This window comes from Neorhizobium sp. T25_13 (assembly GCF_002968675.1).
In the GTDB taxonomy this organism is placed as follows: Bacteria; Pseudomonadota; Alphaproteobacteria; order Rhizobiales; family Rhizobiaceae; genus Neorhizobium; species Neorhizobium tomejilense.
The window spans coordinates 101,755-128,614 of record NZ_PVBI01000013.1 but is presented as its reverse complement, the minus strand read 5'-3'; the positions used below and the strand labels follow the sequence as shown (position 1 = coordinate 128,614).

Here is a 26,860-nt window from a genome sequence, read left to right as displayed (position 1 = left end):
AGTCCAGCACCCAGGACTACAATTCTGCTGATTTGGGAATCCCAACTCGATTCCGATAAGCAATGAACCGCCCTAGCCGCGCGCTTGGCGAAAGGTCCAGCCCGCAAGTGACGTCTCGTCCGCAAGCTTGAAAAGGCTACTGATGAAGAAAGGTGCTGCAGTGCTACACCGGAGTGGCCGGGAAAGGCGATGATCTGAGAGGCCACGCAGCCCCGCCGCGTACCGATGCGCAGCCACGATACTCCGGCTGAAAGAATCGTCGTTGTTGCTATCCGCGGTCGTCGAGAGGGTCCTCGTCACGTGGAAAGTGCTGCCCGGCATACAGGAGGCGCAAAATGATAGCCTCCTCATCTTCGACGACAAAAGCTACGCTGATCCGGCGCTCAAAGCCAATAATCCGCATTCCATCACGCGTGTCCCGAATGGTGCCGCGTTCCGGGAACGTCTCCAGGCCCGCCAGGAACGTGCGGAGACGCGCCACGTAGCTACGAGCCACAACCGTTGATGCCGATTTCCTGCGAACTGACCGGTAAATGCAGGTAATATCGGCTACTGCTTCGTCCAGAGGCGGACGCGATGACCTTTCACAGCTCACGGGCAACCCGCAGGCCAGAAAGGGACGTATCGGCGACGAGACCCAGGCATTCCCTGGTGCAATCGTCGACGACAGTCAAAACTCGGAACCTGCGTCCATCGGTCAACTGATCCGACGTAACGGATCGTCATCCGGCAAAAGCCGATGGCTTTACACGCCCGCCGTTCGCTCATCTGGTGGTGATCCATCAGATGCGCGACAGCGTTCCGCTTGGCTGCGGGCGTCACCACTAATGGGATGGTCCGCCTCGTCCTCCTGCCGCATCATGAGGCGGTCAAACCGAAGGAGGTTGCAATGCCACAACGCAATGTGCCGCGCGCTGCCGCGGTCTACGGAATTGATATCGGTAAGAACATATTCCATGTTGTCGGTCTCTGACGCGACGGCGGCCCGCCTCGTGCTCCTTCAGAATGCCGATGACCTGCTCGTCTGTGAAACGGTTGCGCTTCATCCCCTGGTCCTCTCAGTGGGCCAGAGCTTACTTCAAAATGGATTATTTCAACCGGGCAAGGTCATCGGCGACAATCGCGTTTCCATAATAAGAATACGCCGTTCAATCAAAAAAGTTGGTACTTGGTACAATTAAGTTCGCGTATTGGATTGTTATATATAAGGAAACTCGCGCTGATCCGTCCAATCGATCATGGGGGCGACGGCGAAAACAGGAGTTCTAGAATATCCAGCCTTTTTAGCCGTTTGCGTCACTTTCTTCACCGTCTTCTTTACAATCGCCTTCGCCTCGGCTTGGCGTTTCGGGGCCGGACCGGTGCAATCTAGCAAATGGAATTGCGATATACCAAACGAGCAGGCGGCCACCGGCACGATTGCCGGCCCGCCCGTGCGGGGATGCCGCGTCGGCTTTCCCTACTCCATCGACCCTATCGGGGTCAATTTCACAGCGGTCTGGGATTTGCGGGAGAGATCTGCGGAGAGCGTTCACGGCTGGAATAAAAGCCGCGCTGGCAAAAGAAGCATTCGCCGCAAGAAATCCTGAAGGGAACCACGAGGCGATCCCCTACTTTCAGGTTGGCGTTGTCCCGGCCGACGTCCTTTTCTCAGTGGGCGTGAGCGCCACCCGGACGGGAAACCTTCTTCAATCCGGCTCCCGCGGCTGCGGCGTCCGCAAGGGCGGCATCACCGATCGAAATGACGCCCGTCAGCCGTTTGTCGCGATTGACGACAGGAAGACGGCGGACCTGGACCTTGCCCATGTTGCGGGCCACGTCGTCGACATCATCGTCTTCGAAACAGTACTTTACGTCACGCGTCATCACTTCCCGGATCTTCGCATCGCCTCCGAGCCCGTCGGCAAGCCCGCGGATGACTAGATCCCGATCCGTGATCGTTCCGACGAGCTTGTCGTTGTCACCGACCGGCAAAAAGCCGATCTGCCTGTCGGCCATGCACTTGGCGATTTCGGCGACGGTCTGGTGGGGACTGGCGATCTCGACATCGCGCGACATGATCTCTGACACTTTCATGGTCTTTCCTCCTTCGTTCAATGGACGTCGAATGTTCCGGTGAGACTGGTCTCCGAGAGGATGTGGCTGCGCGCCTCCTTCCACATCGCCTCGACCCCCGCGCTGTCCGGCACCTTGAGGTTTGGGACGTCGAGGGCGGCGAGACGGAACCGGTAATGGTGCAGGCCGTGGCCTTTCGGCGGTTGAGGCCCGTCGTAACGGGCGTTGCCGAAGTCGTTCGCGGAGAAACGCGGACCGCCGCCGGGCGCCGTATCCGCGCTCTGGCCCAACTGGTTCCAGTCCTTCGGGATATTGAAGACACCGCAATGGCGGAAAGTCCCGCTCGGTGCATCCGGGTCCTCCACGATCAGTGCGAAGCTTTTGGCCTCCTCAGGCGCACCGCCCCATTTCAAAGGCGGCATCAGGTTTTCCCCGAGGCGAGTATACTTGTCCGGCATGCGTTCGCCATCGGCGAAAGCCGGGCTGGTGAGGGTCATTGTCATTGGTCGCTCCTTCCGAACCCTTCAGTGCGGTTTTTGCGGATCCGGCCAGAGCGCCTGGACTTCCAACGGCAGTCCCTCGCGCACTTTGCGCACCTCGCCGGGATCGATATAATGGGAAAGTACCCGGAAAACCGACCGCACCGCCTCCTTCGCGTCCACCGGACGTGTCGATGAAAGCTCCGCCTTCACCGGCTCCAGGAATTCGTCCAGCGAGCGGGAACGGGTCGGCTGTCTGGAGGGATCGTAGCGGTCGTAATAGGCGCCGCGTACGAGAAGCGGCAGTTGTGCCGAAAGATGTGCGGCCAGTTCGATCGGCAGGCGATCCCTCAGCGTGTGGAGAACCGCGCCCAGCACATGCCAGGCAAGCTGCCGGTCAGGTCCCTGGTCGGCCATCGGATCGTCCAGCCATATGTTGGTGGTTTGCAGCGTCTTGTCGAAGACGGTGAGACCCGAAGCACTCATGGCTTCACCTCCATGATGATGGTTCGAATCTTTCGAACCCCTCAGGGAGACGGAAGTTCCGAAGGCCGTCTTAAAAATGCACGGAGAGGTCGTTGCCCTCACTGGGTATCGGCAACACCCTCCTCCTCGACGAATATTCCCCAGGCGGCAATGAACAGCGCGGCGACGAGCGGTCCGATGACGAACCCGTTGATACCCATCAGAGAAATGCCGCCAATGGTAGAAATCAGGACGACATAGTCGGGAAGCTTGGTTTCTCTGCCGACCAGGCGCGGCCTCAGAAGATTGTCGACCAGACCGATGACAAGGGCGCCGACCGCAACCAGCACGATGGCCTTCACCCAAAAGCCGGCAAGCGCCAGGTAGACGGCAGTGGGCATCCAGATCAATGCAGCACCGACCGCCGGCAGCAGCGACAGGACGCTCATCAGAACGCCCCACAGCAAGGCCGGCTCGACGCCGAGCGCCCAGAAGGCGACGCCGCCGATCGAACCCTGGATGATGGCGATGATGATATTGCCCCGCACCGTCGCGTGGATGACGGCGGTGAATTTTGAGGTGAAGCGACGGGTATGCGCGTCGCTGAGAGGCAGTGCCTTTCGGATCGTGCGGGCGAGCACCCGCCCGTCGCGGAACATGAAGAACAGCAGATAGAGCATCACGCCGAAAGCGACGAGGAACTGCAGGGTGTTCTGGCCGAGGCTCAAGGCGCGTCCGGCAAAGAAACCGCCGCCCTGCATCAGCGCCGCGGAGATGCGCTCCCGAAGCGTGTCAAAGCCCTCCAGCTCGATCCGCTCGATCCAGCCGCGGACGAACAGGGGCAGTGATGCCTGCAGCTCCTGGAAAAACCTCCGGACATCGATCTCGCCGTTGTCGATGCGTCCATAAAGAAGATTGCCCTGCTGGACGAGCGAGCTGAGGACGATCAGCCCCGGAATGATGACGACGCAAAGGCAGATCAGGACGGAGAGCGCCGCGGCAATATTTCTGCGGCCACCCAGCCGGGCCTCGATACGAGCATGGAGAGGAAAGAAGATGATGGCGAGGACGATTGCCCAGAATATCGCTGAATAAAACGGCAGGACGACTGCGACGAACGCAATGGTCACCAGGACCAGAAGCACATAAAAACTGACACGCTGAAGGGGCATTCGACCTTTCCGCTTTGAGACCGCTTGGATGGTAACACAAATACGGCTGCGGCGTGGCTCCGGTCTTTCCCCACTGTCTTGGTTTTGTGCGTATGCCTCAACGGCCGCCGCATAAGCGACAGCCGTCGGATGGAAGCCCGCGAATGGCGATTACTTGTTCAAATCCTCGGCCATCTGCAGATGATGTTCGAGCGCCGGGACCGTCTTTGCCGCCCACGCCTTCAGGTCGGCGTTTTCACCTTCCTTGCCATATCGCTTGAACAGGTCGACGGCATCTTCATGGGCGTCTTCCTGGTCCGAATGATATTGCTTCGTGAACTCTGCGCCATTTAAGCCCTTGAGCTTGGCGATCGACTTCTTTTGCGCGTTGGTCATCGCCGTCGGCAATTTGACTTTCACCTTGCCGCTATCGACGAGCTGTTTCAGTTCCGTCGTCGTCTTCTGATGATCCTGGATCATCTGCTGTGCGAACGTCTTCGTCGCCGCGTCGGCCCGTTCGGCGGCCAGCTTGCTGGATTCGATCTCGAACATGTCGCTCGTTGCAACTTCGGTCACGAAATCCTGGGTCTTCGGAGGGATGCCCGCAAGCGAATTGACGCCTGATTTTTCCGCCGCGGACTGCGCGAACGCCGACGTCGTAACCATTGCCATGGCAGTCACTAGAATGATCTTGTTCATGCAATTCTCCTTTCGCATCAGCGCGAACAACGCATTCCTCGGGTTGTTCCAGGACCAGCAGAAAATCTCCTTTTCGGCCTCCGGAGGGCCGCATGTGCGGCCGCACGCTCACCCAAATGCGATTTCTTCGGCCGAGCGTTCGATATCCTGCCGGCGATGCCTCTTGGGACGCCCCTTCCCGGCCAGAATGAAATCAAGCTCCGCTGCGGACGGTCCGAACCGGTCGATGAGGCGCTGCGCTTCCTGCGCGCTCAGGCCATAGTTCTTCACGAGATCCTGGGGCGTATATTTCGGCTTCGTGTCGTTTTGGTGCGGATTGGGACTGTGCTCCTCGTCTGGCAGACGATCTGACTGCGCTTCGGAGGCTGGGGGGACCGGATTGGATCGCGCCGGCGCGGGAGGCTGCCGGTCGGTAACGGATTCTGTCGTTGGCTGCTGCATGACTTCCTTCTCTTTCGGAATGTCAACAAAAGAGGCCCGCGATTGTTCCCGCAGGCAACTGCCACCCGTGCCGGATCGCGAAAGTCACCAACGCGATCCGGTCCCGCGGCTTGCGCCGTCATGGTGTGTTATTCGTTGATCTCAGGCTCGACGACCCTTGCCAGGTTCCGCAGCGACTCCTGCCAGCCGAGATAGCAGGCCTCGGGCGGGATGACGTCCGGCACCCCTGCCTGCGTTATATTCACCTCGGTACCGACCGAAACCTTCTTCAACGTCACCGTGACTTCCATTTGGCCCGGCAGGTTGGGATCATCGAACTTGTCCGTGTAGCGGACAAGTTCGCCTGGGACGAGCTCAACAAATTCGCCGCCGAAGGCATGGCTGTTACCGGTCGTGAAGTTGCGGAAGGACATTCTGAACTTGCCGCCGACCGTTGGTTCCAGGTGATGGACGGTGCACAAAAAGCCGTTGGGCGGAAGCCATTTGGCAAGCGCGTCAGCCTCGATGAACGCGCGATAGATCTTTTCCGGGCTGGTTGCCAGAACGCGATGCAGGCGTATGGTGTTCGGCATGGTCGTGATCCTTTTGAAATGTGGAATGGACGACTCTAAGGACGAACCAGACTTTGCCAATCCGACATCCTCTCGTCTCAAAAAAATCTCCCGCCTTCCGGGCAGTGCCGGATGGTAGACCCCCAATACCTACCGGTCAGACCTCAGCCTTGAAAAAGCAATGGATCCCGGCAACTATGTTAGCTGGCTAACATCCTGCGCTGCCAGTGCGATTCTCCATCCGGCTGATTATTTACGGAAATGCCATGCCCTTCATCATTGCAATCATCACCATCGCCGGACACATAGCCCTCCTTCTATGGGGGACGCGGATGGTGCAGACGGGCATCCAGCGTGCTTTCGGCCCCAATCTCAGGTCTTTTCTCGGCCGCGCGCTGAACAATCGAATAAAGGCGTTTTTTTCCGGATTGGGCGTCACGGCGATTCTTCAGAGCAGCACTGCGACCGGACTGATGGCATCGGGGTTCGCGGCCGACGGGCTGGTCGATCTTGTCCCGGCGCTTGCCGTCATGCTGGGTGCCAATGTCGGCAGCACGCTCATCGTGCAGGTCCTGTCCTTCGACGTGGCCGCCGCCTCGCCGGCTCTCGTATTGCTCGGCGTCCTGATGTTCCGCCGTACGCAAAATCCGCAGGTCCATGACCTCGGTCGGGTGTTTATCGGGCTCGGCTTCATGCTGCTCGCCCTGCATCAACTGCTCGATGTGCTGACGGAATATGCCGATACACCGGCCTTCGGTGCGGTTCTTTCAGCCATTTCGACCATGCCACTCCTCAGCCTTCTGCTCGCGGCCGCACTGACATGGGCGGCCCATTCCAGCGTCGCGGTGGTTCTGCTCGTCATGTCACTTGCGAGCCAGGGGCTGATCGATCCCTACCAGGCCTTCGCACTGACCCTCGGCGCCAACCTGGGAACGGCGATCAATCCCGTGGTCGAGGGGCAGTCCGGGAAGGATCTTGCGGCAAGACGGCTTCCGATCGGCAATCTGGTTACCAGGATCCTCGGCGTTCTGGCAGCGTTTGCGCTCCTCTCCCCGATTACGGCACTGATGATCCAGATCGAGGGCGATGGTGCCCGGTTGGTCGCCAATTTCCACACGGCATTCAATCTCGTGGTCGCGGTCGTCTTCATGCCGTTCCTCTCGCCCTTCGCAAACGTCCTCGTCAGGCTGCTGCCGCGGCGGATAGACGAGAGCGATCCCGGCCATCCGCGATATCTCGATCCGTCCGCCAAGGAAACGCCGGTCGTCGCGCTGCAGGGAGCGGCACGCGAAGTCCTGCGGCTGGTCGACGTGCTGGAAGAAATGCTGGCGGGGACCAAGGCTGCACTGACGAGCACCGATCGCCGGGCCCTGGCGGAACTGCGGCGGAAGGACAACGTCCTCGACCGCCTGAATACGGCGGTCAAACGGTACCTCACGTCCATCGACCCGGAAGAACTCAGCGATGTCGACCGGAGACGCCTCGACGAGATCCTGCTGTTCTCGACCGGCCTGGAACATGCGGGCGATGTCGTCGACCAAAACGTGCTTCCCCACCTTGTCAAAAGACTGCGCCGAGGCATGACCTTTTCAAAAGAAGGGCAGCATGAGCTCAGCGGCCTGCTGGACCGCCTCTCCATCAATCTGCGCACCGCCGCTGCGCTTTTCATGTCGCAGGACGAGCGCGTCGCGCGCATGCTCGCCGATGAAAAGATCGTCTTCCGGCGGGCGGAGCGTGACGGAACCAACGCTCATTTCCAGCGGCTGCGCGAGGGCGATTTTGATACGGCCGAAACCAGCTCTCTCCACCTAGACCTGTTGCGGGATTTCAAGCAGATCAATTCGCACCTCGTCGCAGCCACGGCCTATCCGGTTCTGGAACGGCAAGGTGAACTGCTGCAGAGCAGGACCACCTACCAAAGCGCCGGCGATCAGGTTCAGAACTAGCCACGATTGCGCTTCTTGCGACCCCGCGGCTCGAATTCGACGAGCAGCGACTTGAGTTCGATCTCGCGAACGCGTCGTGCCGCTTCATCAGGGCTGACCCATTCGAGAATACGCTGCCCCTGTTCCTTGAAGCCACCCGTGACCTCCGTGACTTCGATCTGGAACACGTCGACCATACAGGGGGCTACATCGCCGTTGTCGAGTTCCTTCAGGTAGGTATAGCGGCCGACCGGCTTCTTCTTCACCGTCCCGCTCACGCCTGCTTCTTCCCAGGCTTCGGTGGCCGCGGCCTCGAATGGCTTTTTTCCCTTCATCGGCCAGCCTTTCGGGATGACCCACCGCCCGGCCTCGCGCGAGGTTATCACCAGGATCTCAACGTGAGGCCCGTCCCCCCGATATCGAAAGCACAAGGCGCCATATTGTTGGTGAAACGCTCCGGCGAATAGCCTGCCGGGAACTGCCGCAAGCTGCTTGAGCAGCGGCTGGGATCTGTTCGGTCGCGGCTTGCTGCGTTTTTTTGTGGATTTCATGCGGATCAAACTGTCGATTTTGCGTGTTGCTTCAATTGCCCGAGCATGTTTATGACACATTTATGACAGTCAGCCGCATGGAAGGTCGCACGGTATGATGAGTATTTTTCGGAAGCTGATGCCGCGTGAAGACAGTTTCTTTGAAATGTTTTCCCAGCACTCGAAAGCTGTCGTTGCAGCAGCCCACGCGCTTGACCAGCTCCTTAAGGGCAACGAGATCGAGAAGAACTGCGAGCTGATCGTCGCATTGGAGAATGAGGCCGACGACATCACGCGGGAGGTTCTTCTCGCCGTCCGGCGGAGTTTTATCACGCCCTTCGACCGCGGCGACATCAAGGACCTCATCCAGTCGATGGATGACGCGATCGACATGATGCATAAAACGGTCAAGACGATCCGGCTGTTCGAGCAGTCCGGCTTCGATCCGCTGATGCAGCAGATGGGTGGCGAAATCGTCAAGGCGGCGGACCTCATTTCGGAAGCAATTCCCCTCCTCAACAAGGTGGGCTCCAATGCTCACCGCCTTGCCGCGATCGCCGAGGAGATTACCCGCGTGGAAGGCCGGTCGGACGACCTTCATGACCAGGGCCTGAAAGACCTGTACCGGCGTCACGGGGCGAGCGGCGACGCGATGGCCTACATGATCGGCAGCGAGATCTACGGCGAACTGGAAAAGGTCGTCGACCGTTTCGAGGATGTCGCCAACGAGATCAGCGGCATCGTTATCGAGAACGTTTGATGGATATCTCTCTCGCCTTGCCACTTCTCTTCGGGCTGATCGCACTCGCTCTGTTCTTCGATTTCCTCAACGGTCTTCATGATGCGGCCAATTCCATCGCGACGATCGTCTCGACCCGCGTCCTGCGGCCGCAATATGCGGTCGCCTGGGCGGCGTTCTTCAATTTCATCGCCTTTCTTTTCTTCGGCCTGCACGTGGCGGAAACGCTGGGCACGGGCATCATCGATCCCGGGATCGTTTCACCCCAGGTGATCTTTGCCGCCCTCATGGGGGCAATCATCTGGAATATTCTCACTTGGATTTTCGGAATTCCGTCCAGTTCCTCGCATGCGCTCGTCGGCGGGCTGGTGGGCGCCGGCCTGGCAAAGGTCGGCTTCAGCTCGATTGTCTGGAGCGGTCTCGGGAAGACGGTAGGGGCGATTTTCCTCTCGCCGGCCATCGGCTTCCTGCTTGCCCTGGTGCTCGTGCTCCTGGTTTCCTGGCTCTTCGTCCGGCAGACGCCGTTTGCGGTGGACCGGACATTCCGCGTGATGCAGTTTATCTCCGCCTCGCTTTATTCCCTCGGCCACGGCGGCAATGACGCGCAGAAAACGATGGGCATCATCGCGGTGCTTCTGTTCAGCCAGGGATATCTCGGTTCGACCTTCTACGTGCCCTTCTGGGTGGTGATCTCCTGCCAATCCGCGATGGCTCTCGGCACGCTTTTCGGGGGATGGCGGATCGTCCATACCATGGGCTCGAAGATCACCAGGCTCAACCCGATGCAAGGCTTCTGCGCCGAGACGGGCGGAGCGCTGACGCTGTTCGGAGCGACCTGGCTCGGCATTCCCGTCTCGACGACACACACGATCACAGGAGCGATCGTCGGCGTCGGCGCCGCAAGGCGGGTTTCGGCGGTACGTTGGGGGCTCGCCGGCAACATCGTGATCGCCTGGATCGTGACGATGCCGGCAACTGCCGCGATATCGGCGGCGTTTTACAGCTTGGCGGATCTGCTGCCGTAGGTGCAACCTTGGCCAGAAGGTCGGCTTGCCGCGGAGGGGCCTCCGCGGCAAGCCAGTTCGTGGCGCTTGAAAGATAGTTGGCGCCAGTGTCAGCCAGCCAGCGTCAGCCGGCCAGTGCCACGGCGTCGGCGCCGGCAGGAATGCGAGCCGGCGACGACGGATCGGTTGCCGCAAGCCAGACTGCCTCGGCCACGTCGAGTGACCGGGTGACGGCCGAGTGCTCCTGCTCCCATTCGGCGAACACCCATTGTACCAGACCGGCATACGCCTCGGGGAAGCCGCCATGAGCCTGCATGCGGGACCGCGCGTTATCCCCGAAACGGGTGTCGGGCGCCCTTCCCGGTTGTACCAGGCGCACCCGCACGTCGAACTGCTGGAGTTCCAGCGCCAGCACCTCGGTGAAAGCATCCACCGCAGCCTTGCTTGCCGTATAGACGGAAAGCAGCGGAATCGGCTTCAACGTCACGCTCGACGCAACATTGACCACGACGCCGGTTCTCCGTTGCCGGAATTGAGGCAGGACCGCCTGTGTCACGGCCATCGTCCCGAGAGTGTTCGTCTCGAAGATCTCGCGGACGATATCCATCGATGTGCCTTCAAGGGCGTTCAGCCAGCCGATGCCTGCATTGTTGACCAGCACGTCGATTGGTCCGGCGGCATCGATGGCTCGGCGAATGCTTTCCGGATCGGTGACGTCGAGGGCGAGTATCCGGAGGTGCTCGGAGGAAGGCAGAATATCCTCGCGCGGCGAACGCATCGTCGCGATAACCTTCCAATTGCGGTCAAGGAAATACCTGGCGATCTCCAGACCGAACCCGGACGAGCAACCGGTGATAAGAACGGTTTTCATGGCGGCTCCTTCATGTGTTTTGCAGCACCTGAAACCTAGACCGCAGAGACTGGACTGGCTACAATCAAAAGTCCGGTTGTCATTCGCGAGAGTCCTGAAATGGTCGATCCATTTGCCGAAGTAGTCACATTGCTCCAACCCAGCGTCCCCTCGACGAAACTCGTCAGCGGCGCCGGCGCCTGGTGTGTTCAGCGCCTGGAAACGGGACAGCCCTTCTACTGCGTGATCCTCGAAGGTTCGTCCCGCCTGACTGTCGACGGACAGGAACCGATCGACCTGCGGGAGGGCGATTTCGTTCTGATCCCGTCGGCCTATGGCTTCAGCATGTCGAACCTGGAACCGATGCCGTCGGAGGGCGTGGATCCCTTGACCGTCACCAAGTTGGCGGACGAAATAAGACATGGCAATCCGGATGGGCCGCCCGAAGTCCGGTTGATGGTCGGCCGTTTTGTCTTCGGGTCGCCGGACGCTGCCCTGCTGGTGACGCTCCTGCCCCAACTCGTGCACGTTCGCGGCGAGAGACGGCTTGCGACCCTTGTAAAGCTGGTGCGCGAAGAGGCTCGCGAACAGCGGCCTGCGCGGGACATGATCCTGGCGCGCCTGTTGGAAGTTCTGCTCATCGAGGCGCTCCGATCCACGGCAGGCACCGCAGCGCCGCCCGGGCTTCTGCGCGGGCTGGCCGATGGACGGCTCGCGGTCGCGATCCGTCGGATGCACGAAGATCCGACCCAGGACTGGACGGTGGAGCAACTGGCCCAGGAAGCCGCCCTCTCCCGCTCCGCCTTCTTCGATCGATTCCGACGCGCCATGGGCGTCACCCCGATGGAGTACCTGCTTTCGTGGCGCATGGCTCTGGCGAAGAACCTTCTGCGGCGTGGCGACGGCGGCATGAAGGAGATTGCCGAACGTGTCGGATACAGTTCCGCAAGCGCGTTCAGCGTCGCATTCACCCGCGTTGTCGGATTGCCGCCGACGCGTTATGCGCGCGGAGCGATCCAAACATGAAGTTCGCACAACGGCGCTTCGATCGGGGCCTCCGGCAATCATCGGGGTGTCTACTCTCTGGCGTCCGGGATCGTCGCCAGGAGAGCCTCCGAAAGCTGCCGCAGACTGTAGGGTTTTGGCAAGATCTCCACGCCTTCCGCGGTCGCGGCGCTCTTGAGCAGCGAATCATTGAAATAATCCAGCACGAATCATCATGGGTTGAAAATTGCGCTCCATGAGCGTCTCTGGGGCTTTCTGAAGATTGGAATATCGCTCCTGACGGCCGGCATGGGCTACGAAGGCACGCGATAAAAGCGCGCAAGTCGCTCTTCGGGACTTTTGTTGCGCTCTTGAAAAAGTACTAGGATTAACCGACGAATTGGGAGACAAAGGGCGCCGTCTTTATCGCTCTGTGCCCACAGTTTTCCCAGGATGTCTTCCATGCTTGCGACCGTGATCCCCATGCCCGAAACCGTTCTTCTGCCGGTCGAGGGGGTGGCGGAGCGCTTTCCGGTTCGCCGGGTCTATTGCGTCGGCCGCAACTATGCCGACCACGCGATCGAAATGGGCGGCGATCCGACCCGCGAGCCGCCGTTCTTTTTCCAGAAGAATGCCGACAACATCTATAACGGCGAGACCTTCCCCTACCCGCCGCTCTCCTCCAGCGTCCATCACGAAGTGGAACTGGTCGTGGCGCTCTCGGGCGGCGGCGCCGATATTTCGGTAGAGGACGCGCTGTCCAAGGTCTACGGTTATGCCGTCGGCATCGACTTCACCCGCCGCGATTTGCAGGATGTCGCCAAGAAGATGAGCCGTCCGTGGGAGGCTGCCAAGGCCTTTGAGAGATCGGCCCCCGTCTCCGCCCTCGTCCCGGCCGAACAGATCGGTCATCCGCAGGCAGGCGCGGTCTGGCTCGACGTCAACGGCGCACGAAAACAGTCGGGCGATCTCAATCAGTTGATCTGGAAACTGCCGGAGATCATCGCCGAACTGTCGAAACTGTTCGTCCTCGCCCCCGGCGACGTGATCATGACGGGCACGCCGGCCGGCGTCGGCGCCGTCGTGCGCGGCGACAAAGTCACCTGCGGCATCGATGGCGTCGGAACGCTGTCGCTGACGGTCGTCTGACGAAACCGCGACGGGAGGAAACCATGCCGATCTATGCACTTGGAGAATTCGAACCGAAAACGCCCGGTCCCGACCGTTTCTGGCTGGCGCCGGATGCGACCATCATCGGCAAGGTCGAGCTCGGCGAGGATGTCGGCATCTGGTTCGGTTCGGTGCTTCGCGGCGACAACGAGCCGATCGTCATCGGCAAGGGTTCGAACATCCAGGAAGGCGTGATGATCCACACCGATCCGCGCTATCCGGTAAGGATCGGCGAAAACTGCACGATCGGCCACCATGCGATCATCCATGGCTGCGTGATCGGCGACAATTCGTTGATCGGCATGGGCGCGACGATCCTGAATGGCGCGAAGATCGGCCGGAAATCACTGGTCGGTGCCAATGCCCTGGTCACCGAGGGCAAAGAATTTCCCGACAACTCCCTGATCGTGGGTTCGCCGGCGAAAGTGATGCGGGTGCTGGACGACGAAGCGGTCGAGAAGCTGAAACAGTCGGCTGTCCGTTATGTCGCCAACTGGAAGCGCTTTGCGCGCGATCTCCGGCTTCTCTAGGCCGCGCAGGCGCCGCACAGCCCGCGGATTTCAATCGTCGTCTTGGCAGGCTTGAAGTTCTTGGCCTTCGCCCAGGCGCCGAGGCGGTGATCGACCTCGTGGTCGTGGAACTCCGAGACGTGGCCACAACTCTCGCAGATCGCAAACGCGACCGTGCCGTGCCCGTGGCCATGCCCCTTGCCGCAGCATTCGCTTTCCGGATGGGCGCAGGCGACGAAGGCGTTGAGGCTTTCCAGCCGATGCACCATGCCGAATTCGAGGAGCTTGTCGAGCGCCCGGTAGACCTGCAGAGGCGCACGAAAACCATGGTCACGCAGCCGATCGAGGATCGTATAGGCGCTCATCGGCGCATCGGACCGGTCGAGAACGTCAAAGACAAGCGACTGGTTCTTGGTCAGCGCCGGAGCGGATGTCGGTGTCGAAACTGGTGCGTTCATCATCGCACTCCTTGGTTGCCGGCCTTCTCGGCCGTGTTTTTACCCGCTGCGGGAAGCAGGCTTAAAATGAAAAGTAAGAGCGCCGCGACCACAATGGAAGGGCCGGACGGCGTATCATAGTGCAGCGAGCCGAACAGACCTCCGACCACGGCCAGCGCGCCGATCAGCGAGGCGAGCACCGCCATCAGCTCCGGGCTTGCGGAAAACCGCCGGGCCGTCGCCGCAGGGATGATCAGAAGCGCGGTGATCAGCATGATGCCGACGATCTTCATGGCGATGGCAATGACAAGCGCCATCAGAAGCATGAAGAGCAGCCGCGTCTGCGCCGGCTTCATGCCCTCGGCTTCGGCCACATCCTCGCTGACCGTGGACGCGATCAGCGGCCGCCAGAGCCACACGAGCGCCGCCAGCACCAGCACGCCGCCGCCCCAGATCAGCGCGATGTCGGTGCGCGTGACAGCGAGGATATCGCCGAACAGGAAGGCAATGAGGTCGATCCTGACCCAGGTCATGAAGGCGACGAGCACGAGGCCGATTGCCAAAGCCGAATGGGAGAGAATGCCGAGCAGCGCGTCCGCCGATAGCGACTGGCGCCGCTGCAGCGCCAGAAGCAGCAGCGACACGACGACCGCGACGCCGAAGACGGCGATCAGCAGGTTGATCTGGAAGAACAGCGACAGCGCTACCCCGAGCAGCGCCGAATGGGCCATCGTATCGCCGAAATAAGCCATCCGCCGCCAGACGACGAAACAGCCGAGCGGCCCGGCAGTCAATGCGACGCCGACGCCGGCGACGAGCGCGCGGGTGAAGAAGTCGTCAAACACGGCCCTCTCCTTTCGCCTCGGCATGATCGCCGTGATGGTGGCCGCCATGATGGTCATGGTCGGAATGGTCGTGATCATGCGCATCGTGATGATGGTGCCCGTCATCGGGATGGCAGTGGTCGGTGACCGAGCCGTCGCCATGCATCACCCTGCCGTCCGGCAGATGGGTGTGATCGTGATGATGGTTGTAGACCGCCAGCGAACGAGAATTGCCGAAGAGTTTCAGGTAGTCGGCGCTCTGGCTCACCACTTCCGGCGTGCCGCGGCAGCAGACATGGCCGTTGAGGCAGATGACGGTATCGGTGCCGGCCATCACCATATGCAGGTCGTGCGAGATCATCAGGATGCCACAGCCGGTGGAATTGCGGATCGAGCGGATCAGGTCGTAAAGCGCACTCTCGCCGGCAAAGTCGACGCCCTGCACCGGCTCGTCGAGCACCATCAGGTCCGGCTTGCGGGCGATCGCCCGGGCAAGCAGCGCCCGCTGGAATTCGCCGCCGGAGAGGTACCGGACCTCGGCATCGATGAGATGGGAAATGCCGGTCGACGCCAGCGCCGCCAGCAGATCGGCGTCGTCAAGCGGGCCGGTCAACCGCATCAGCCGGCGCACGGAAAGCGGCATGGTCCAGTCGATCGACAATTTCTGCGGGACATAGCCCACACGCAGGCCAGACAGTCTTGCGACCGATCCTTCGTCCGGGCGCAACACACCGATGGCGAGCTTTGCGGTCGTCGACTTGCCTGCGCCGTTCGGGCCAATCAGCGTCACGACCTCGCCGCGGCGGATCGAGAAATCGACGCCCCGCACCAGCCATCGGCCATCCCGGCGAATGCCGGCATTGGCAAGCGATACCAATTGGCTTTCGGTTTTGGGGGCGCGAGCCCGATTGGACATCAGCATGTTTTTCGGGATTCCCTGTTGTCAACGGCTATGACACACGTTATAGCATAACGCAATTGATGTAATAACATTACGACACAATGCAAGGACACAGCATGAAGCCGGCTTCGATCTCCCTCCTCTCCGCCGCGGTGTTCTCCATCGGTGCTGGCCCTGGCGTTGCGGCCCCAGACGTGGTGGTTTCGATCAAGCCGATCCATTCGCTCGTCGCCTCGATCATGAAGGGCGTCGGCGAGCCGAAGCTGATCGTCGATGGCGCGGCTTCGCCACATACTTTCGCACTGAAGCCCTCCAATGCAGCCGCCATCGAAGGCGCCGACGTGATCTTCTGGGTCGGCCCCGGCATCGAGGCCTTCCTCGAAAAGCCGCTGGATGCGCTGGCGGCCTCCGCGACAGTGATCGAGCTGGAGGATGCACCTGGACTGCAAAAACTGCCGTTCCGCGAGAGCGGCGCCTTCGAGGCCCATGTCGACGGGGATGAAGGGGGAGAAGCAGCCGAGCATGACGACCATCAACATGAGGACCATGCAAAGCCTGCCGACGATCATGCCGACCACGATGACCATCACGACCACGGTGGCTTCGACACGCATCTCTGGCTCGATGCGATGAATGCCAAGGCGATGGCCATGGAAATCGAAAAGGCACTCGTCAGTGCCGACCCGGCGAATGCCGCCGCCTATCAAGCAAACGGCGCGACGCTGATGAGGGATATCGACGCGCTCGATACCGAGATCAAGGCGACGATAACGCCGGTCAAGAACAAGCCTTTCATCGTCTTTCACGATGCCTATCAATATTTCGAGCATCGTTATGGGGCGAGCGTCGCGGGTTCGATCACCGTCAGCCCGGAGACTGTGCCCGGCGCCGAACGCATCGACCAAATCCAGAAGAAGGTGAAGGAACTAGGCGCCACGTGCGTCTTCGCAGAACCGCAATTCGAGCCGAAGCTGGTGGCGGTGGTGACGGAAGGCACGCCTGCCCGTTCAGGCACGCTCGACCCGGAAGCGGCGACGCTGAAGCCCGGTCCCGGCCTTTATTTCGAACTGATGCGCGGACTTGCCCGCTCGATGAAGGAATGCCTGTCCCAAAGGACCTGAGACCAGCCACCGAAAGCACGATCGCCGGTCGCATAGCCGCGAATGTGGGAGGCCTGCGGCGGGAGGGAAGGCAAATACCCCGCAGGCCGATCTTTCTCAGCGAGCCGCGATGAAGCTCGAAATCACGCCGCTTGCGACGCCGACCAGCAGGAAATCGTTGTCGACCTTGACCCAGTGATAACCGCGAGGCGGAGCCGAGAGGCGATAACGACGGTAATCGCGGATTTCCGCCATACGGCGTCGTTCGTCGGCCGTCATGCGATGCCCCTTGGACCAGCGCGGCTTCACGACCACGACCTTCTTCTGAATCGTCACCGTGCGGGTCACGGTCCTGGTCCGATCCGGACCGGAATGACGATCCTGCGCCTGGGCGGCAAGCGGAGCGGCAAGCACGGCTGCGGAAAGAAGGATTGCAAAGAACTTTTTCATCGGGCGTCTCCTCGTGTTGAGCACGCCCGGAAACTAGGACCCGCAAGATGAACCGTATCTGAATTGATGCATTACATTTCTGTAATGAAATTAATGTCTTCCGCTGACTTTCTGATATTTAGAATTTACTGCATTAGCGCCTCATAAACGAAATAGTCGAAATCCGCCGTCTTCGCCCGCCCCGACGTGTCGAAGGCGAAGAGGCCAACAAATGCGCCGGTGAAGGAACCGTGTTCGCCGCGGCCGCCTTCGTCGGAGATGACGCCGGCATCGAGCGCCGGGCCAAGTTCCTGCCACTCGTTGGAGCCGCCGGCGCGCCAGAAGAATCGCAGGTCGTTGTCGCGGATCTCCATGGCGAGATGTACCGGGCCGTCGGGTACGGAAACGCCGCTCCCTGCCGGAAAGCTCATGCGCCCATGCGGAAAATCACCCGGGCAGGAGAAGACCGTCACCACGCGGCCAAGCTTTTCATGCAGGGTCACCACCAGCGAATGGAACTTGTGGCGATTGTAATAATGCGTCAGGCCCACGACCTGCTGATAAGTCTCGGGCGAGAACTCGACCACGGTCTCGGCGCGGAAGGAATGGTGTTCCTGCCGGCGGGCGACCAGCGATTGTTCGAACCAGGAACCGATGCTTTCGCGGCCGAAAAGGCGCAGGTGACCGGGACGCTCGATCAGGCTGAACAGGCGATCCGGATGAGGCGTACGCAGCCACTGGAATTCCGGCGGCAGGACGTTGTCTTCGAATGAGCGCTCGATGCGGGCAGGCTGTTCGATATGCCTGGCATCGCCCGGTGCGGGCACGTCGACATCCGGCACGACGCCGCCCTGGGCGAGATAGAGCCAGTTGTCCTCCCAGATGCATTTCTGGATCGCGGTTTCGCGGCCGAGCGTGCAGCGGCGTTGCGGGGCGAGCGGCCGGCCGCAGAGATGGGTGTGGTATGCTTCGCCTTCAGGCGTTTCGACGTACTGGCCATGGCCGGCACGTTGCAGAACGGCTTTCGGATGGTCCTTCGAGGTGATGAGGTGCGTCTGCGGATGCATCTCGTACGGCCCGTCGATCGAACGCGCGCGCGCCATTGTGACCGCATGGTCGTAACCCGTGCCGCCCTCGGCAGTCGTCAGGTAATACCAGCCGTTACGCTTGAACACATGCGGCCCCTCGACGAGGCCGAGCGAACTGCCGGCAAAGATGTTCTTGATCGGGCCTTTCAGCGCCCTCGTCTCGAAATCCCATTCCTGCAGCAGGATGCCGTCGAAGGCCGGATGTTTCGGGGCGCCGCCATAACTTTCGGTGCGGTGGTTCCATTGCATGTTGAGGAACCACTTGCGTCCGTCGTCGTCGTGGAAAAGCGAGGGGTCGAACCCGGAGGAATTGACATAGATCGGATCGGACCATTCGCCCTCGATCGTCGGCGAAGTCACGATGTAATTATGCGCGTCCTTGAAGTTGCCGTCGAAGCGTTTGACGTCCGTGTAGACCAGGAAGAACAGCCCGTCGGAATAGGAGAGGCACGGCGCCCAGATGCCGCAGCTGTCGGGATTGCCGCGCATGTCGAGCTGGCTCGCCCGCTCCAGCGGCCGACGCACTAGCGTCCAGTTCACCAGGTCGCGCGAATGATGGATCTGCACACCCGGGTACCATTCGAAGGTCGAGGTGGCGATATAATAGTCCTCGCCGACGCGGCAGATGGACGGATCGGGATTGAAGCCCGGCAGGATGGGGTTGTGGATCATGTCCTGTCTTCCTCCCAATGACATATGAAAATGCCCGGCGGCCCGGCCGCCGGGGAGCAGGATCAGCGTTGCGGCCCTGCCCGCTCGGCCGACTTGGCCCAGAGGTTGATGTCGGCATCCTTGGCATAGGTATCGATCTCGACGAGTTCGTCCGCCGTGAACTCCAGATTGTCGAGCGACCTGACGCAGTCCTCGACCTGTTCCGGACGGCTGGCGCCGATCAGTGCCGTGGTCACGCGGCCACCGCGCAGGACCCATGCGAGCGCCATCTGCGCCAGCGTCTGGCCACGCTTTTCGGCGATCGCGTTAAGCGCCTTGAGATTGGCGATGTTCCGGTCGTTCAGGAAGGCCGGCCGCAGCGACTTGCCCTGCGCGGCTCGGCTGTCTTCCGGAATGCCGCCGAGATATTTCGAGGTCAGCATGCCTTGCGCCAATGGCGAAAAGACAATCGAGCCGATGCCGAGATCTTCCAGCGTATCGAGCAGGCCATCTTCCTCGACCCAGCGGTTGATCATCGAATAGCTCGGCTGGTGGATGAGAACAGGCGTCCCGAGCTCCTTCAGGATCGCCGTTGCTTCCTGGGTACGCTTCGAATTGTAGGACGAGATGCCGACGTAAAGCGCCCTGCCCGAACGGACGATATGATCGAGCGCGCCGCAGGTCTCCTCGAGCGGCGTGTCGGGGTCGAAGCGGTGTGAATAGAAGATGTCGACATAGTCAAGGCCCATCCGCTTCAGGCTCTGGTCGCAGGAGGAGATCAGGTATTTGCGGCTGCCCCATTCGCCATAGGGACCCGGCCACATGTTGTAGCCGGCCTTCGAGGAGATGATCAGCTCGTCGCGATATCCCTTGAAATCCTCGCGCAGGATTTGGCCGAAGGCGGTCTCGGCGCTGCCGGGCAGCGGGCCATAATTGTTGGCGAGATCGAAATGGGTGATGCCGAGGTCGAAGGCCCGGCGGGCGATCGCGATCTTGCGTTCATGCGGTGTGTCGTCGCCGAAATTGTGCCAGAGGCCAAGCGAGATCGCCGGGAGCTTCAGTCCCGAACGGCCGCAGCGGTTGTACTTCATGGTTTCGTAGCGGTTAGACGCGGGTTGCCAGGTCATGATCGAAATCCTCCGAATGAAATGCGGCGCGCCGGTGTCTCAGGCGGTGCGCGCCGCATTCATAGCCGATCAGCGCAGAAGCGCCAGCGCCTCGTCGATGCCAAGCGCCGCCGGCTGGGTGCAGGTGGTCGAAAGCTCGATGAACCGCCCTTCCTCGCCGGACTTCAGGATCGAGGTCATGACGTCGACGCCGTGGAGCGTGCGCTCCAGCGAGCAGCGGGCATCGCGACCCTCGATCAGCGCTATCGCCATGTCCGCAAGACCAGCCGTACGATAGTTGGCACGCGGTCCCTGCGGATGTTCCTGGTTGTCGATGCCGAACGGGTGAGCCCAGGGTTCCAGCGGCTGGATATCCTTGTTACGGCCGCTCGCCTCGACGGTGCCGCCGAAGAAGTTCGGGTCTGGCACGAAGATCGACCCTTCGGTGCCGTAGAGCTCCATATTGGCGTGGCGGTGCGACCAGACATCCCAGCTTGCCGACAGGGTGATCGTCGCGCCGCTGACGAATTCGAGCAGCGCGTGGATGTTGGTCGGCGTCTCGACCGGGATCACCTGGCCCTTCAGCGGTTCGCTGGTGACGAGGCGCGTCGGGTTCGCCATCGACGTCAGTGCCGCGACCCGTTTCACCGGACCGAGGAAATTGATGAGGTTGGCGATGTAATAAGGGCCGAGATCGAGGATGGGGCCGCCGCCTTCGAGGAAGAAGAAGCCGGGATTGGGATGCCACATTTCCATGCCCGGGCTCATTACGTGGCAGGTGCCTGACGTGATGCGCCCGACACCGCCCTCGTCGATATATTTTCGCGCGAGCTGGTGCGCACCGCCAAGGAAGGTGTCCGGCGCGCAACCGACCGACAGGCCCTTCTCCTTGGCGATCGCCTGCAGCGCCTTGCCTTCCTCCAGCGTGATCACGAGGGGCTTTTCCGAGTAGACGTGCTTGCCGGCTTCGAGAATTGCTTTCGAGACCGCGAAATGCGCCGCCGGGATGGTCAGGTTGACGATCACGTCGAGCTCGTCATTGGCAAGCATCTGCTCGATCGACTGTGCCTTGACGCCGTATTCCTCAGCGCGCATTTGGGCTGCCTGCGCGTTGAGATCCGCGCAGGCGAGAACCTTCAGGCCTTTGAAGAGCGGCGACAGCTTGAAGTAGGTCGTGGAAATATTGCCGCATCCCATGATGCCGACGCCAAGTTCCTTGGGCATGGAAAACTCCAAAAAATCTGTGATCAATAGGTCTTGAAGGAAGCGATCGAGCGCGTCAGCAGCCGGTCGAGGTCCTTCGGGTTGTCGTGTTCGAGGACGTAATGTTTTGCGGACGTCTTCTTCAGCGCCGCCATCAGGTCCTTCCACGGAACAGTGCCGTGGCCTACATCGGCCCAGCCGTCCTCGTCCGCGTTTTCGCCGGCCGGCGCAATGTCCTTGACGTGAACGGCGGTGATCCGCTTGGCGTAGCTCTCGATCCAGGCGAACGGATCGGCGCCGCCGCGGATGACCCAGGCGATATCCGCTTCCCAGGCGAGATCGGGACCGCCGGCAAGGATCTGTTCCTGCGGCGTCGAGCCGTCCGGCAGGGTCTTGAACTCGAAGTCGTGGTTATGCCAGCCGAACGTGTAGCCGGCATCCCAATAACGTTTGCCGACATTTTGCAGCCGCTGGCCGAAGGCGAACCATCCGGCGGCATCGGTCGGCCGCTGGTCGGCAAGCAGATGCGGGCAGTAGATTGCCTCGACGCCGAGTGTCCTGGCGATCAGCAGCGCCTGTTCCGGCTCCTTTTCGAGAAGGTCGATGCCGAAATGACCGGTCGGCATGGTCAGGCCGTTGGCATCGAGATCACCTTTGAGCGTCTTCAGGCCTGCTTCGTCAAGCGTCGCATAGATGCCGCCATAACCTTCGACCTCCGTATAGCCTGCCTGCGCGACCTTCTTCAGGACATCCGAGAGCGGCGGAAAGTTGCGTGCGCAATAAAGCTGAAAACCGAGTTTCGTCATGGTGTTCCTCCCTTGATAATACCCTCGCCTGCTGCGTGGCAGGAATAGAGGTCGTAGATGCGGAATTGCGGGATCGCGTCCGTCGGCGCGGCGGGCGTGAAGCGGATGCTGCGGCTTTCGCCGCGGGCGAGATCGAAGGCATTGTCGGAATAACGGCCGGCCGTACCGCTCTCGATCAGCACGAAAAGCGCAAGGCCGTCAGCCTTGACGACGAGGTCAAAAGCTCCGTCACCGGATGGAGACACGGCAAGCTCAAGCCTTGCCGGTTCGAGCTCCAGGGCCTTGTAGCTGCCCGGCACATGATGCCCCTCGCCGGCCATGCCGTTCGACGCGGTAAAGCTCCAGGCAAGGACCGACCCGTCGGGAATATCCGCGCTCGGCAAGGTGAGCACGGTGACGGCTGCATCGGGTGTGCAGACGGCTTCGATGCTCCGAAGCGAGCTGCGCTCGCCCCGGAGCGTCAGGAGCGACAAATTGAAGGTCACCGCCACATCGACGGCTGTGTCATTGACGAGCGAGAAACGGATCTCCTGGCCGTCGTCTGACGGGATCGCCGCAACCGTGACCGGCTGGAAAAAGCGCTTCGCCATGTAGTGCAGCACTTTCCAGCTGCCGCCATAGTCGAGGCTCGACCACGAAGCCACCGGCCAGGTGTCGTTGAGCTGCCAGTAAAGCGCGCCCATCGTATGCGGCTTCAGCGACCGCCAGAAATCGACGGCCGTCTTGATCGCCAATCCCTGCTGAACCTGGCTGAGATAGACGAAATTGGCGAAATCGGTCGGAAAGCGGAAGTTGCGGAACATCGTGCCGGCAATGCGCTCGTTGCCGCCGGCATTCTTCTGGTGATGCTCCATGACGGGCGAGGCGATATTCATGTCCCTGGCGGCGGCATAGGTCTCGATCACCGGCAGTGACGTATAGGACTGGAAGCCGAATTCCGAGCAGAAGCGCGGGCGAACGGAGCGGTAGTCGGCGAACGGTTTGTTCTCGTGCCAGACCGACCAGTAATGCATGTCGCCCGAACCGTCCGCATGCCAGGCGTCGCCGTAGTCGAGATAACCGGATGCGGGGCTGGACGGCCACCAGATGGCGTCGGGCGCGGCCCTTTCGAGCGCCTGCTCGATGACGCGGTTCAACCGATCGTAGGAGACGAGGTAGCGGTCGCGGTTCTCACGTGATTCCGGAAACCATGTCAGCGCGCCGACCAGCTCGTTATCGCCGCACCAGAGCACGATGGATGGATGCGAGATCAGCCTGCGGGCCTGGTACTCGACTTCCGCCGCGACGTTTTCGAGGAAATCCGAGGTCGAGGGATAGAGGTTGCAGGCGAACTGAAAATCCTGCCAGACCATCAGGCCGAGTTCGTCGCAGAGATCGTAGAACCAGTCCGCTTCATAAAAACCGCCGCCCCAGACCCGGATCATGTTCATGTTGGCATCGACGGCGGAGCGCAGCAGGTCCTCGGTTTTCTCCCGGCTCGAGAGAGAAAACAGCGCGTCGGCGGGAATCCAGTTCGCGCCGCGGCAGAAGATTTCGCGGCCGTTGATGCGGAATGCGAAACGGCTGCCCGCTTCGTCCGGATCGGTCAGCAGTTCGGCGGTCCTGATGCCGATCTGGCGGGTAATGGCTTCGGTGGGGGTGCCGACCGTCAATTGGTAGAGCGCCTGCTCGCCACTGCCGGAGGGCCACCAGAATTCCGGCTCTTCGATATGAAAAACATGGGTTACCGCGATTTCGCCGGCGCGCACGCCGCAATCGAGCCGAACTCGTTCTTCGCCGAGCGAAAGGAACACCGGCAGGACACCTTGCCCTTCAGCGTAAAGCGTCACCGTTACGATGAGATCGACCGCGCACGCCTCATGTCTCTGGCTGGTGACGATGTGTTCGATACGGGCGGTTTCGAGCCGCTTCAGCGCGATTTCGCCGTAGAGGCCGAGCGGCGCCAGCGCGACATTCCAGTCCCAGCCGAAATGGCATTGCGGTTTGCGCAGCATATTGCCGTTCGGGATCGGCGAATTGGTCGTGGAATAGGGAATGTAGAAGGGCTGCCGCGCCTGCCGCTCCGCACCTTCGGTGATGCTGGAATGGAAAAGGATGCGGATCGTGTTTTCGCCGGCCCTCAGCGCCTTCGACACGTCCGGCCGGTAACGGCGGAAACAGTTATCTGCCTGAAGGACCGGGACATCGTTGACGAAGACGGTCGCGACCGTATCGAGATAGGTGATGTCGAGATACCAGGAGCCCGTGGGATCATCGAGCGTGAAGCGCCTCTCGATCGTCCAGTCTGCATTTGCGACCCATTGCACGTCGTTCTCGTTGCGCCCGAAATACGGGTCGGGAATGATGCCGGCCGTCTTCAGCGCAGTGTGAACGTCGCCCGGGATCGGCATCTGGGTGCGATGCGTTCCGTCGGCAGATGCGAGCTGCCAGGGGCCGGATAGATCGATCGTGGTCATTGCACCGGTCCGCAAAATTTACGGCGTGCCGAGAAAGCCCCCCTCTGCCCTGCCGGGCATCTCCCCCACAAGGAGGGAGATTGGCTGGGCGCGCCCGGGTCACTTCGACCGTGAGCGTCGAAGATAGTGAGACGTTGCCATGAGTCGATCTCCCCCCTTGAGGGGGAGATGTCCGGTAGGACAGAGGGGGGTACTGCCCGGCGCAAGCGTAACCGGCCCCCATCAGACTGGCTCGGCGCAAACATCAGATCCGCTCTTCCGTTCCCGCGTCGAACAGCGAAGCCATGGTCATGTCGAAGGCGAGGCGCACCTTGGCACCGACGGCATAACGCCGAGCGCCGCCGATGCGAACCGACATCACGTGGCCTGCATGTTTCAGCCAGAGCAGGTTGTCGGCGCCCATCGGCTCCTCGATATCGACCACCGCCTCATGCACTTCGCCGCCGGCGATATCGCCGTCCACCTTGATGTGCTCCGGACGGACGCCGAGAATGACCTTGCGCCCGCCCTTCAGCGGCTCGTAAGCATCGTAACCGTCGAGCGAGAAGCTGACGCCATTGGTCTTGAAGACGGTATGGCCGCCCTCATCCACGAGTTCGCCGGTCAGGAAATTCATGGATGGCGAACCGATGAAACCCGCAACGAAGCGGTTCTTCGGGCGATTGTAGATCGTCACCGGATCGTCGAGCTGCTGGATGACGCCGCTCTTCATGATGGCGATGCGGTCGGCCAGCGTCAGCGCCTCAATCTGGTCATGGGTGACGTAGATCATCGTGTTCTTGAGCGCCTGATGCAGCCGCTTGATCTCGACGCGCAGTTCGGAGCGTAGTTTTGCGTCGAGGTTCGACAGCGGCTCGTCGAACAGGAAGACGTCGACGTCGCGCACCAGCGCCCGGCCGATCGCGACGCGCTGGCGCTGGCCGCCGGAGAGCTCCGAGGGCTTGCGCTTCAACAGCGGTTCGATCTGCAGAATGCCTGAGGCGCGTGCCACGCGGCGATCGATCTCGTCCTTCGGAACCTTGGCGACGCGAAGGCCGAACGAGAGGTTCTTCTCGACCGTCATCTGCGGATAGAGCGCGTAGGACTGGAACACCATGCCGATGCCGCGGTCCTTGGGTTCCTCCCAGGTGACGTTCTTGTCCTTGATGAAGATTTGGCCTTCGGTCGGCTCGAGAAGTCCTGCAATGCAGTTCAAGAGCGTGGACTTGCCGCAGCCGGACGAGCCGAGAAGGACCAGGAACTCGCCATCATGGATGTCGAGGTTGAGATTTTCGAGCACCGTCACCGAGCCGAAGGACAGCGACAGTTCGCGGATGGAAACGCTGCTCTGAGTGCGCGCGGAAACATTGTTGAGCATCAGGCTTACCCTTTGACTGCGCCGGCCGCGATACCGCGGACGAAAAGCCGGCCGGAAACGAAATAGACGATCAGCGGAACCGCACCCGTCAACAGCGTCGCCGCCATGTTGACGTTGTATTCCTTCACGCCCTGGACGGAATTGACGATGTTGTTGAGCTGAACCGTCATCGGATAGGTATCCGGCCGGGTGAACACCACGCCGAACAGGAAGTCGTTCCAGATGCCGGTGGTCTGCAAGATCATCGAGACGACGAAGATCGGCAGCGACATGGGCAGCATGATCCGGAAATAGATCTGCCAGAACCCCGCCCCGTCGATGCGGGCCGCCTTGAACAGTTCCTCCGGCAGCGAGACGAAATAGTTGCGGAACAGCAGCGTCTGGATCGGCATGCCGAAAATCGAATGCACCAGGATGAGGCCGTAGAGCGTGCCGTAGAGGCCCATTTCGCGCAGTATGATGACGATCGGATAGATCATCACCTGATAGGGGATGAATGCACCGACGATCAGGATCGTGAAGAAAATCTCCGAGCCCTTGAACCGCCAATTGGCGAGCGCATAACCGTTCACCGAGGCGATCGCGATCGACACGATCACCGATGGAACGGTGATCCTAACCGAATTCCAGAAGCCGCGCGAAAGGCCGTCGCAGTTCAAGCCCGTGCAGGCCTCCGCCCAGGCCTTCACCCAGGGCTCGAAGGTGATCTCCATCGGCGGCGAAAAGATATTGCCGAGACGGATTTCCGGCATGCCCTTCAGCGAGGTGACGACCATCACATAGAGAGGAATAAGGTAATAAATTGCCGCAAGGCCGAGCGCGCCGTAGACAATGATATTGCGCGACGAGAGCACCTTGCGAGGGCGTTTTCCCTGCGGCCCGGTTTCCAGCCGGGAACCGGCCGGAGCGGAAATGCCGGGCCTAGAAACGGGCCCAGAAGCGGGCATCGT

Annotated in this window: 29 protein-coding genes and 2 pseudogenes; 7 read left to right on the top strand and 24 right to left on the bottom strand. The window is 61.0% G+C overall.

Annotated elements, in window-relative coordinates; translation table 11 throughout:
• Positions 1–268: 268 nt before the first annotated feature.
• From C5J22_RS25070 to C5J22_RS25015, 10 genes and pseudogenes are all read right to left on the bottom strand, one after another.
• Positions 269–595 (bottom strand): type II toxin-antitoxin system RelE/ParE family toxin, encoded by a 327-nt coding sequence (locus C5J22_RS25070; protein ID WP_245440530.1) that lies wholly within the window; start codon positions 593–595, stop codon positions 269–271.
• Positions 588–1,046: pseudogene (locus C5J22_RS32095) on the bottom strand (hypothetical protein); the annotation flags it as partial. The pseudogene C5J22_RS32095 and the gene C5J22_RS25070, both read right to left, overlap by 8 nt.
• Positions 1,047–1,524: 478 nt before the next feature.
• Positions 1,525–1,644: pseudogene (locus tag C5J22_RS25050) on the bottom strand (glutathione-dependent formaldehyde dehydrogenase); the annotation flags it as partial.
• A gap of 6 nt (positions 1,645–1,650) precedes the next feature.
• Positions 1,651–2,076, bottom strand: a complete 426-nt coding sequence (locus C5J22_RS25045; protein WP_105440442.1) for a CBS domain-containing protein — start codon at positions 2,074–2,076, stop codon at positions 1,651–1,653.
• 17 nt (positions 2,077–2,093) lie between these two features.
• Positions 2,094–2,558: a YbhB/YbcL family Raf kinase inhibitor-like protein gene (locus tag C5J22_RS25040; protein WP_105440441.1), complete on the bottom strand. Its 465-nt coding sequence runs from the start codon at positions 2,556–2,558 to the stop codon at positions 2,094–2,096.
• 21 nt (positions 2,559–2,579) lie between these two features.
• Complete coding sequence (locus C5J22_RS25035; protein ID WP_105440440.1) at positions 2,580–3,020, bottom strand: DUF2267 domain-containing protein; 441 nt, start codon at positions 3,018–3,020, stop codon at positions 2,580–2,582.
• 98 nt (positions 3,021–3,118) lie between these two features.
• The gene (locus C5J22_RS25030) at positions 3,119–4,171 is read right to left on the bottom strand and encodes an AI-2E family transporter (protein WP_105440439.1); all 1,053 of its coding nucleotides are present in this window, start codon (positions 4,169–4,171) and stop codon (positions 3,119–3,121) included.
• A gap of 150 nt (positions 4,172–4,321) precedes the next feature.
• Positions 4,322–4,849, bottom strand: coding sequence for a DUF4142 domain-containing protein (locus tag C5J22_RS25025; RefSeq protein ID WP_105440438.1), 528 nt, complete (start codon positions 4,847–4,849; stop codon positions 4,322–4,324).
• A 108-nt stretch (positions 4,850–4,957) separates the two neighbouring features.
• Complete coding sequence (locus C5J22_RS25020) at positions 4,958–5,290, bottom strand: hypothetical protein (protein ID WP_105440437.1); 333 nt, start codon at positions 5,288–5,290, stop codon at positions 4,958–4,960.
• A 128-nt stretch (positions 5,291–5,418) separates the two neighbouring features.
• Positions 5,419–5,862, bottom strand: a complete 444-nt coding sequence (locus C5J22_RS25015) for an SRPBCC family protein (protein WP_105440436.1) — start codon at positions 5,860–5,862, stop codon at positions 5,419–5,421.
• Positions 5,863–6,107: 245 nt separating this feature from the next.
• On the opposite strand from C5J22_RS25015, the gene C5J22_RS25010 reads away from it, so the two are divergent.
• The gene (locus C5J22_RS25010; RefSeq protein WP_105440435.1) at positions 6,108–7,787 is read left to right on the top strand and encodes a Na/Pi cotransporter family protein; all 1,680 of its coding nucleotides are present in this window, start codon (positions 6,108–6,110) and stop codon (positions 7,785–7,787) included.
• Here the strand turns inward: C5J22_RS25010 and C5J22_RS25005 are convergent.
• Positions 7,784–8,317, bottom strand: a complete 534-nt coding sequence (locus C5J22_RS25005; RefSeq protein WP_105440434.1) for an NUDIX hydrolase — start codon at positions 8,315–8,317, stop codon at positions 7,784–7,786. The genes C5J22_RS25010 and C5J22_RS25005 overlap by 4 nt on opposite strands.
• Before the next feature lie 94 nt (positions 8,318–8,411).
• On the opposite strand from C5J22_RS25005, the gene C5J22_RS25000 reads away from it, so the two are divergent.
• Together C5J22_RS25000 and C5J22_RS24995 are read left to right on the top strand one after the other, a co-directional pair.
• The gene (locus C5J22_RS25000) at positions 8,412–9,056 is read left to right on the top strand and encodes a DUF47 domain-containing protein (RefSeq protein WP_105403532.1); all 645 of its coding nucleotides are present in this window, start codon (positions 8,412–8,414) and stop codon (positions 9,054–9,056) included.
• Positions 9,056–10,060, top strand: coding sequence for an inorganic phosphate transporter (locus C5J22_RS24995; protein WP_105415953.1), 1,005 nt, complete (start codon positions 9,056–9,058; stop codon positions 10,058–10,060). Before C5J22_RS25000 ends, C5J22_RS24995 begins: the two co-directional genes overlap by 1 nt.
• Positions 10,061–10,163: 103 nt before the next feature.
• Here C5J22_RS24995 and C5J22_RS24990 read toward each other — a convergent pair whose 3' ends face one another.
• The gene (locus C5J22_RS24990) at positions 10,164–10,910 is read right to left on the bottom strand and encodes an SDR family oxidoreductase (RefSeq protein WP_105440433.1); all 747 of its coding nucleotides are present in this window, start codon (positions 10,908–10,910) and stop codon (positions 10,164–10,166) included.
• A gap of 99 nt (positions 10,911–11,009) precedes the next feature.
• Here C5J22_RS24990 and C5J22_RS24985 point away from each other — a divergent pair, with 99 nt between their 5' ends.
• Complete coding sequence (locus tag C5J22_RS24985; protein WP_105440432.1) at positions 11,010–11,915, top strand: AraC family transcriptional regulator; 906 nt, start codon at positions 11,010–11,012, stop codon at positions 11,913–11,915.
• A 50-nt stretch (positions 11,916–11,965) separates the two neighbouring features.
• Here the strand turns inward: C5J22_RS24985 and C5J22_RS31950 are convergent, their stop codons facing one another.
• The gene (locus tag C5J22_RS31950; protein ID WP_256386163.1) at positions 11,966–12,100 is read right to left on the bottom strand and encodes a hypothetical protein; all 135 of its coding nucleotides are present in this window, start codon (positions 12,098–12,100) and stop codon (positions 11,966–11,968) included.
• A gap of 235 nt (positions 12,101–12,335) precedes the next feature.
• Here C5J22_RS31950 and C5J22_RS24980 point away from each other — a divergent pair, with 235 nt between their 5' ends.
• The gene (locus C5J22_RS24980) at positions 12,336–13,022 is read left to right on the top strand and encodes a fumarylacetoacetate hydrolase family protein (RefSeq protein WP_105440431.1); all 687 of its coding nucleotides are present in this window, start codon (positions 12,336–12,338) and stop codon (positions 13,020–13,022) included.
• 23 nt (positions 13,023–13,045) lie between these two features.
• Positions 13,046–13,573 carry a gamma carbonic anhydrase family protein gene (locus C5J22_RS24975; RefSeq protein WP_105440430.1) on the top strand — a complete coding sequence of 176 codons (528 nt, stop codon included), beginning with the start codon at positions 13,046–13,048 and terminating at the stop codon, positions 13,571–13,573.
• Here the strand turns inward: C5J22_RS24975 and C5J22_RS24970 are convergent.
• From C5J22_RS24970 to C5J22_RS24960, 3 genes are read right to left on the bottom strand one after another with little or no spacing between them, the layout of a single operon-like run.
• A complete protein-coding gene (locus C5J22_RS24970; RefSeq protein WP_046667152.1) occupies positions 13,570–14,010 on the bottom strand; it encodes a Fur family transcriptional regulator in 441 nt (146 codons plus the stop codon). The two genes, C5J22_RS24975 and C5J22_RS24970, sit on opposite strands and share 4 nt — an antisense overlap.
• Complete coding sequence (znuB, locus tag C5J22_RS24965; protein WP_105440429.1) at positions 14,010–14,834, bottom strand: zinc ABC transporter permease subunit ZnuB; 825 nt, start codon at positions 14,832–14,834, stop codon at positions 14,010–14,012. Before znuB ends, C5J22_RS24970 begins: the two co-directional genes overlap by 1 nt.
• Complete coding sequence (locus C5J22_RS24960; protein WP_105440428.1) at positions 14,827–15,735, bottom strand: metal ABC transporter ATP-binding protein; 909 nt, start codon at positions 15,733–15,735, stop codon at positions 14,827–14,829. The genes znuB and C5J22_RS24960 overlap by 8 nt, the downstream gene beginning before the upstream one ends.
• A gap of 95 nt (positions 15,736–15,830) precedes the next feature.
• On the opposite strand from C5J22_RS24960, the gene C5J22_RS24955 reads away from it, so the two are divergent.
• Complete coding sequence (locus C5J22_RS24955) at positions 15,831–16,835, top strand: zinc ABC transporter substrate-binding protein (RefSeq protein ID WP_105440427.1); 1,005 nt, start codon at positions 15,831–15,833, stop codon at positions 16,833–16,835.
• 96 nt (positions 16,836–16,931) lie between these two features.
• On the opposite strand, the gene C5J22_RS24950 is transcribed toward C5J22_RS24955, so the two are convergent.
• The 8 genes from C5J22_RS24950 to C5J22_RS24910 form a co-directional block, all read right to left on the bottom strand.
• Positions 16,932–17,264: an RcnB family protein gene (locus C5J22_RS24950; protein WP_105440426.1), complete on the bottom strand. Its 333-nt coding sequence runs from the start codon at positions 17,262–17,264 to the stop codon at positions 16,932–16,934.
• A 125-nt stretch (positions 17,265–17,389) separates the two neighbouring features.
• Complete coding sequence (locus C5J22_RS24945) at positions 17,390–19,003, bottom strand: glycoside hydrolase family 43 protein (RefSeq protein ID WP_105440425.1); 1,614 nt, start codon at positions 19,001–19,003, stop codon at positions 17,390–17,392.
• A gap of 62 nt (positions 19,004–19,065) precedes the next feature.
• Entirely contained in the window at positions 19,066–20,109 is a 1,044-nt protein-coding gene (gene mgrA / locus C5J22_RS24940) for an L-glyceraldehyde 3-phosphate reductase (protein WP_105440424.1), read from the bottom strand.
• A 69-nt stretch (positions 20,110–20,178) separates the two neighbouring features.
• On the bottom strand, positions 20,179–21,312 hold the full coding sequence (locus tag C5J22_RS24935; RefSeq protein WP_105440476.1) for a Gfo/Idh/MocA family protein: 1,134 nt from the start codon (positions 21,310–21,312) through the stop codon (positions 20,179–20,181).
• A 23-nt stretch (positions 21,313–21,335) separates the two neighbouring features.
• Positions 21,336–22,097, bottom strand: a complete 762-nt coding sequence (locus tag C5J22_RS24930) for a sugar phosphate isomerase/epimerase (protein WP_105440423.1) — start codon at positions 22,095–22,097, stop codon at positions 21,336–21,338.
• Positions 22,094–24,553, bottom strand: coding sequence for a glycoside hydrolase family 2 protein (locus tag C5J22_RS24925; RefSeq protein WP_105440422.1), 2,460 nt, complete (start codon positions 24,551–24,553; stop codon positions 22,094–22,096). Before C5J22_RS24925 ends, C5J22_RS24930 begins: the two co-directional genes overlap by 4 nt.
• Before the next feature lie 244 nt (positions 24,554–24,797).
• On the bottom strand, positions 24,798–25,910 hold the full coding sequence (locus C5J22_RS24915) for an ABC transporter ATP-binding protein (protein ID WP_105425845.1): 1,113 nt from the start codon (positions 25,908–25,910) through the stop codon (positions 24,798–24,800).
• Between the two features lie 5 nt (positions 25,911–25,915).
• Positions 25,916–26,857: a carbohydrate ABC transporter permease gene (locus C5J22_RS24910; protein ID WP_105440475.1), complete on the bottom strand. Its 942-nt coding sequence runs from the start codon at positions 26,855–26,857 to the stop codon at positions 25,916–25,918.
• Between the last annotated feature and the right edge of the window lie 3 nt (positions 26,858–26,860).

Coding starts and splice junctions, on each gene's coding strand:
- C5J22_RS25045 (WP_105440442.1), bottom strand. CDS start 2,076: ATGAAAGTGTCAGAGATCATGTCGCGCGATGTCGAGATCGCCAGTCCC.
- C5J22_RS25040 (WP_105440441.1), bottom strand. CDS start 2,558: ATGACAATGACCCTCACCAGCCCGGCTTTCGCCGATGGCGAACGCATG.
- C5J22_RS25035 (WP_105440440.1), bottom strand. CDS start 3,020: ATGAGTGCTTCGGGTCTCACCGTCTTCGACAAGACGCTGCAAACCACC.
- C5J22_RS25030 (WP_105440439.1), bottom strand. CDS start 4,171: ATGCCCCTTCAGCGTGTCAGTTTTTATGTGCTTCTGGTCCTGGTGACC.
- C5J22_RS25025 (WP_105440438.1), bottom strand. CDS start 4,849: ATGAACAAGATCATTCTAGTGACTGCCATGGCAATGGTTACGACGTCG.
- C5J22_RS25020 (WP_105440437.1), bottom strand. CDS start 5,290: ATGCAGCAGCCAACGACAGAATCCGTTACCGACCGGCAGCCTCCCGCG.
- C5J22_RS25015 (WP_105440436.1), bottom strand. CDS start 5,862: ATGCCGAACACCATACGCCTGCATCGCGTTCTGGCAACCAGCCCGGAA.
- C5J22_RS25010 (WP_105440435.1), top strand. CDS start 6,108: ATGCCCTTCATCATTGCAATCATCACCATCGCCGGACACATAGCCCTC.
- C5J22_RS25005 (WP_105440434.1), bottom strand. CDS start 8,317: ATGAAATCCACAAAAAAACGCAGCAAGCCGCGACCGAACAGATCCCAG.
- C5J22_RS25000 (WP_105403532.1), top strand. CDS start 8,412: ATGATGAGTATTTTTCGGAAGCTGATGCCGCGTGAAGACAGTTTCTTT.
- C5J22_RS24995 (WP_105415953.1), top strand. CDS start 9,056: ATGGATATCTCTCTCGCCTTGCCACTTCTCTTCGGGCTGATCGCACTC.
- C5J22_RS24990 (WP_105440433.1), bottom strand. CDS start 10,910: ATGAAAACCGTTCTTATCACCGGTTGCTCGTCCGGGTTCGGTCTGGAG.
- C5J22_RS24985 (WP_105440432.1), top strand. CDS start 11,010: ATGGTCGATCCATTTGCCGAAGTAGTCACATTGCTCCAACCCAGCGTC.
- C5J22_RS24980 (WP_105440431.1), top strand. CDS start 12,336: ATGCTTGCGACCGTGATCCCCATGCCCGAAACCGTTCTTCTGCCGGTC.
- C5J22_RS24975 (WP_105440430.1), top strand. CDS start 13,046: ATGCCGATCTATGCACTTGGAGAATTCGAACCGAAAACGCCCGGTCCC.
- C5J22_RS24970 (WP_046667152.1), bottom strand. CDS start 14,010: ATGAACGCACCAGTTTCGACACCGACATCCGCTCCGGCGCTGACCAAG.
- C5J22_RS24960 (WP_105440428.1), bottom strand. CDS start 15,735: ATGCTGATGTCCAATCGGGCTCGCGCCCCCAAAACCGAAAGCCAATTG.
- C5J22_RS24955 (WP_105440427.1), top strand. CDS start 15,831: ATGAAGCCGGCTTCGATCTCCCTCCTCTCCGCCGCGGTGTTCTCCATC.
- C5J22_RS24950 (WP_105440426.1), bottom strand. CDS start 17,264: ATGAAAAAGTTCTTTGCAATCCTTCTTTCCGCAGCCGTGCTTGCCGCT.
- C5J22_RS24945 (WP_105440425.1), bottom strand. CDS start 19,003: ATGATCCACAACCCCATCCTGCCGGGCTTCAATCCCGATCCGTCCATC.
- mgrA (WP_105440424.1), bottom strand. CDS start 20,109: ATGACCTGGCAACCCGCGTCTAACCGCTACGAAACCATGAAGTACAAC.
- C5J22_RS24935 (WP_105440476.1), bottom strand. CDS start 21,312: ATGCCCAAGGAACTTGGCGTCGGCATCATGGGATGCGGCAATATTTCC.
- C5J22_RS24930 (WP_105440423.1), bottom strand. CDS start 22,097: ATGACGAAACTCGGTTTTCAGCTTTATTGCGCACGCAACTTTCCGCCG.
- C5J22_RS24925 (WP_105440422.1), bottom strand. CDS start 24,553: ATGACCACGATCGATCTATCCGGCCCCTGGCAGCTCGCATCTGCCGAC.
- C5J22_RS24915 (WP_105425845.1), bottom strand. CDS start 25,910: ATGCTCAACAATGTTTCCGCGCGCACTCAGAGCAGCGTTTCCATCCGC.
- C5J22_RS24910 (WP_105440475.1), bottom strand. CDS start 26,857: ATGCCCGCTTCTGGGCCCGTTTCTAGGCCCGGCATTTCCGCTCCGGCC.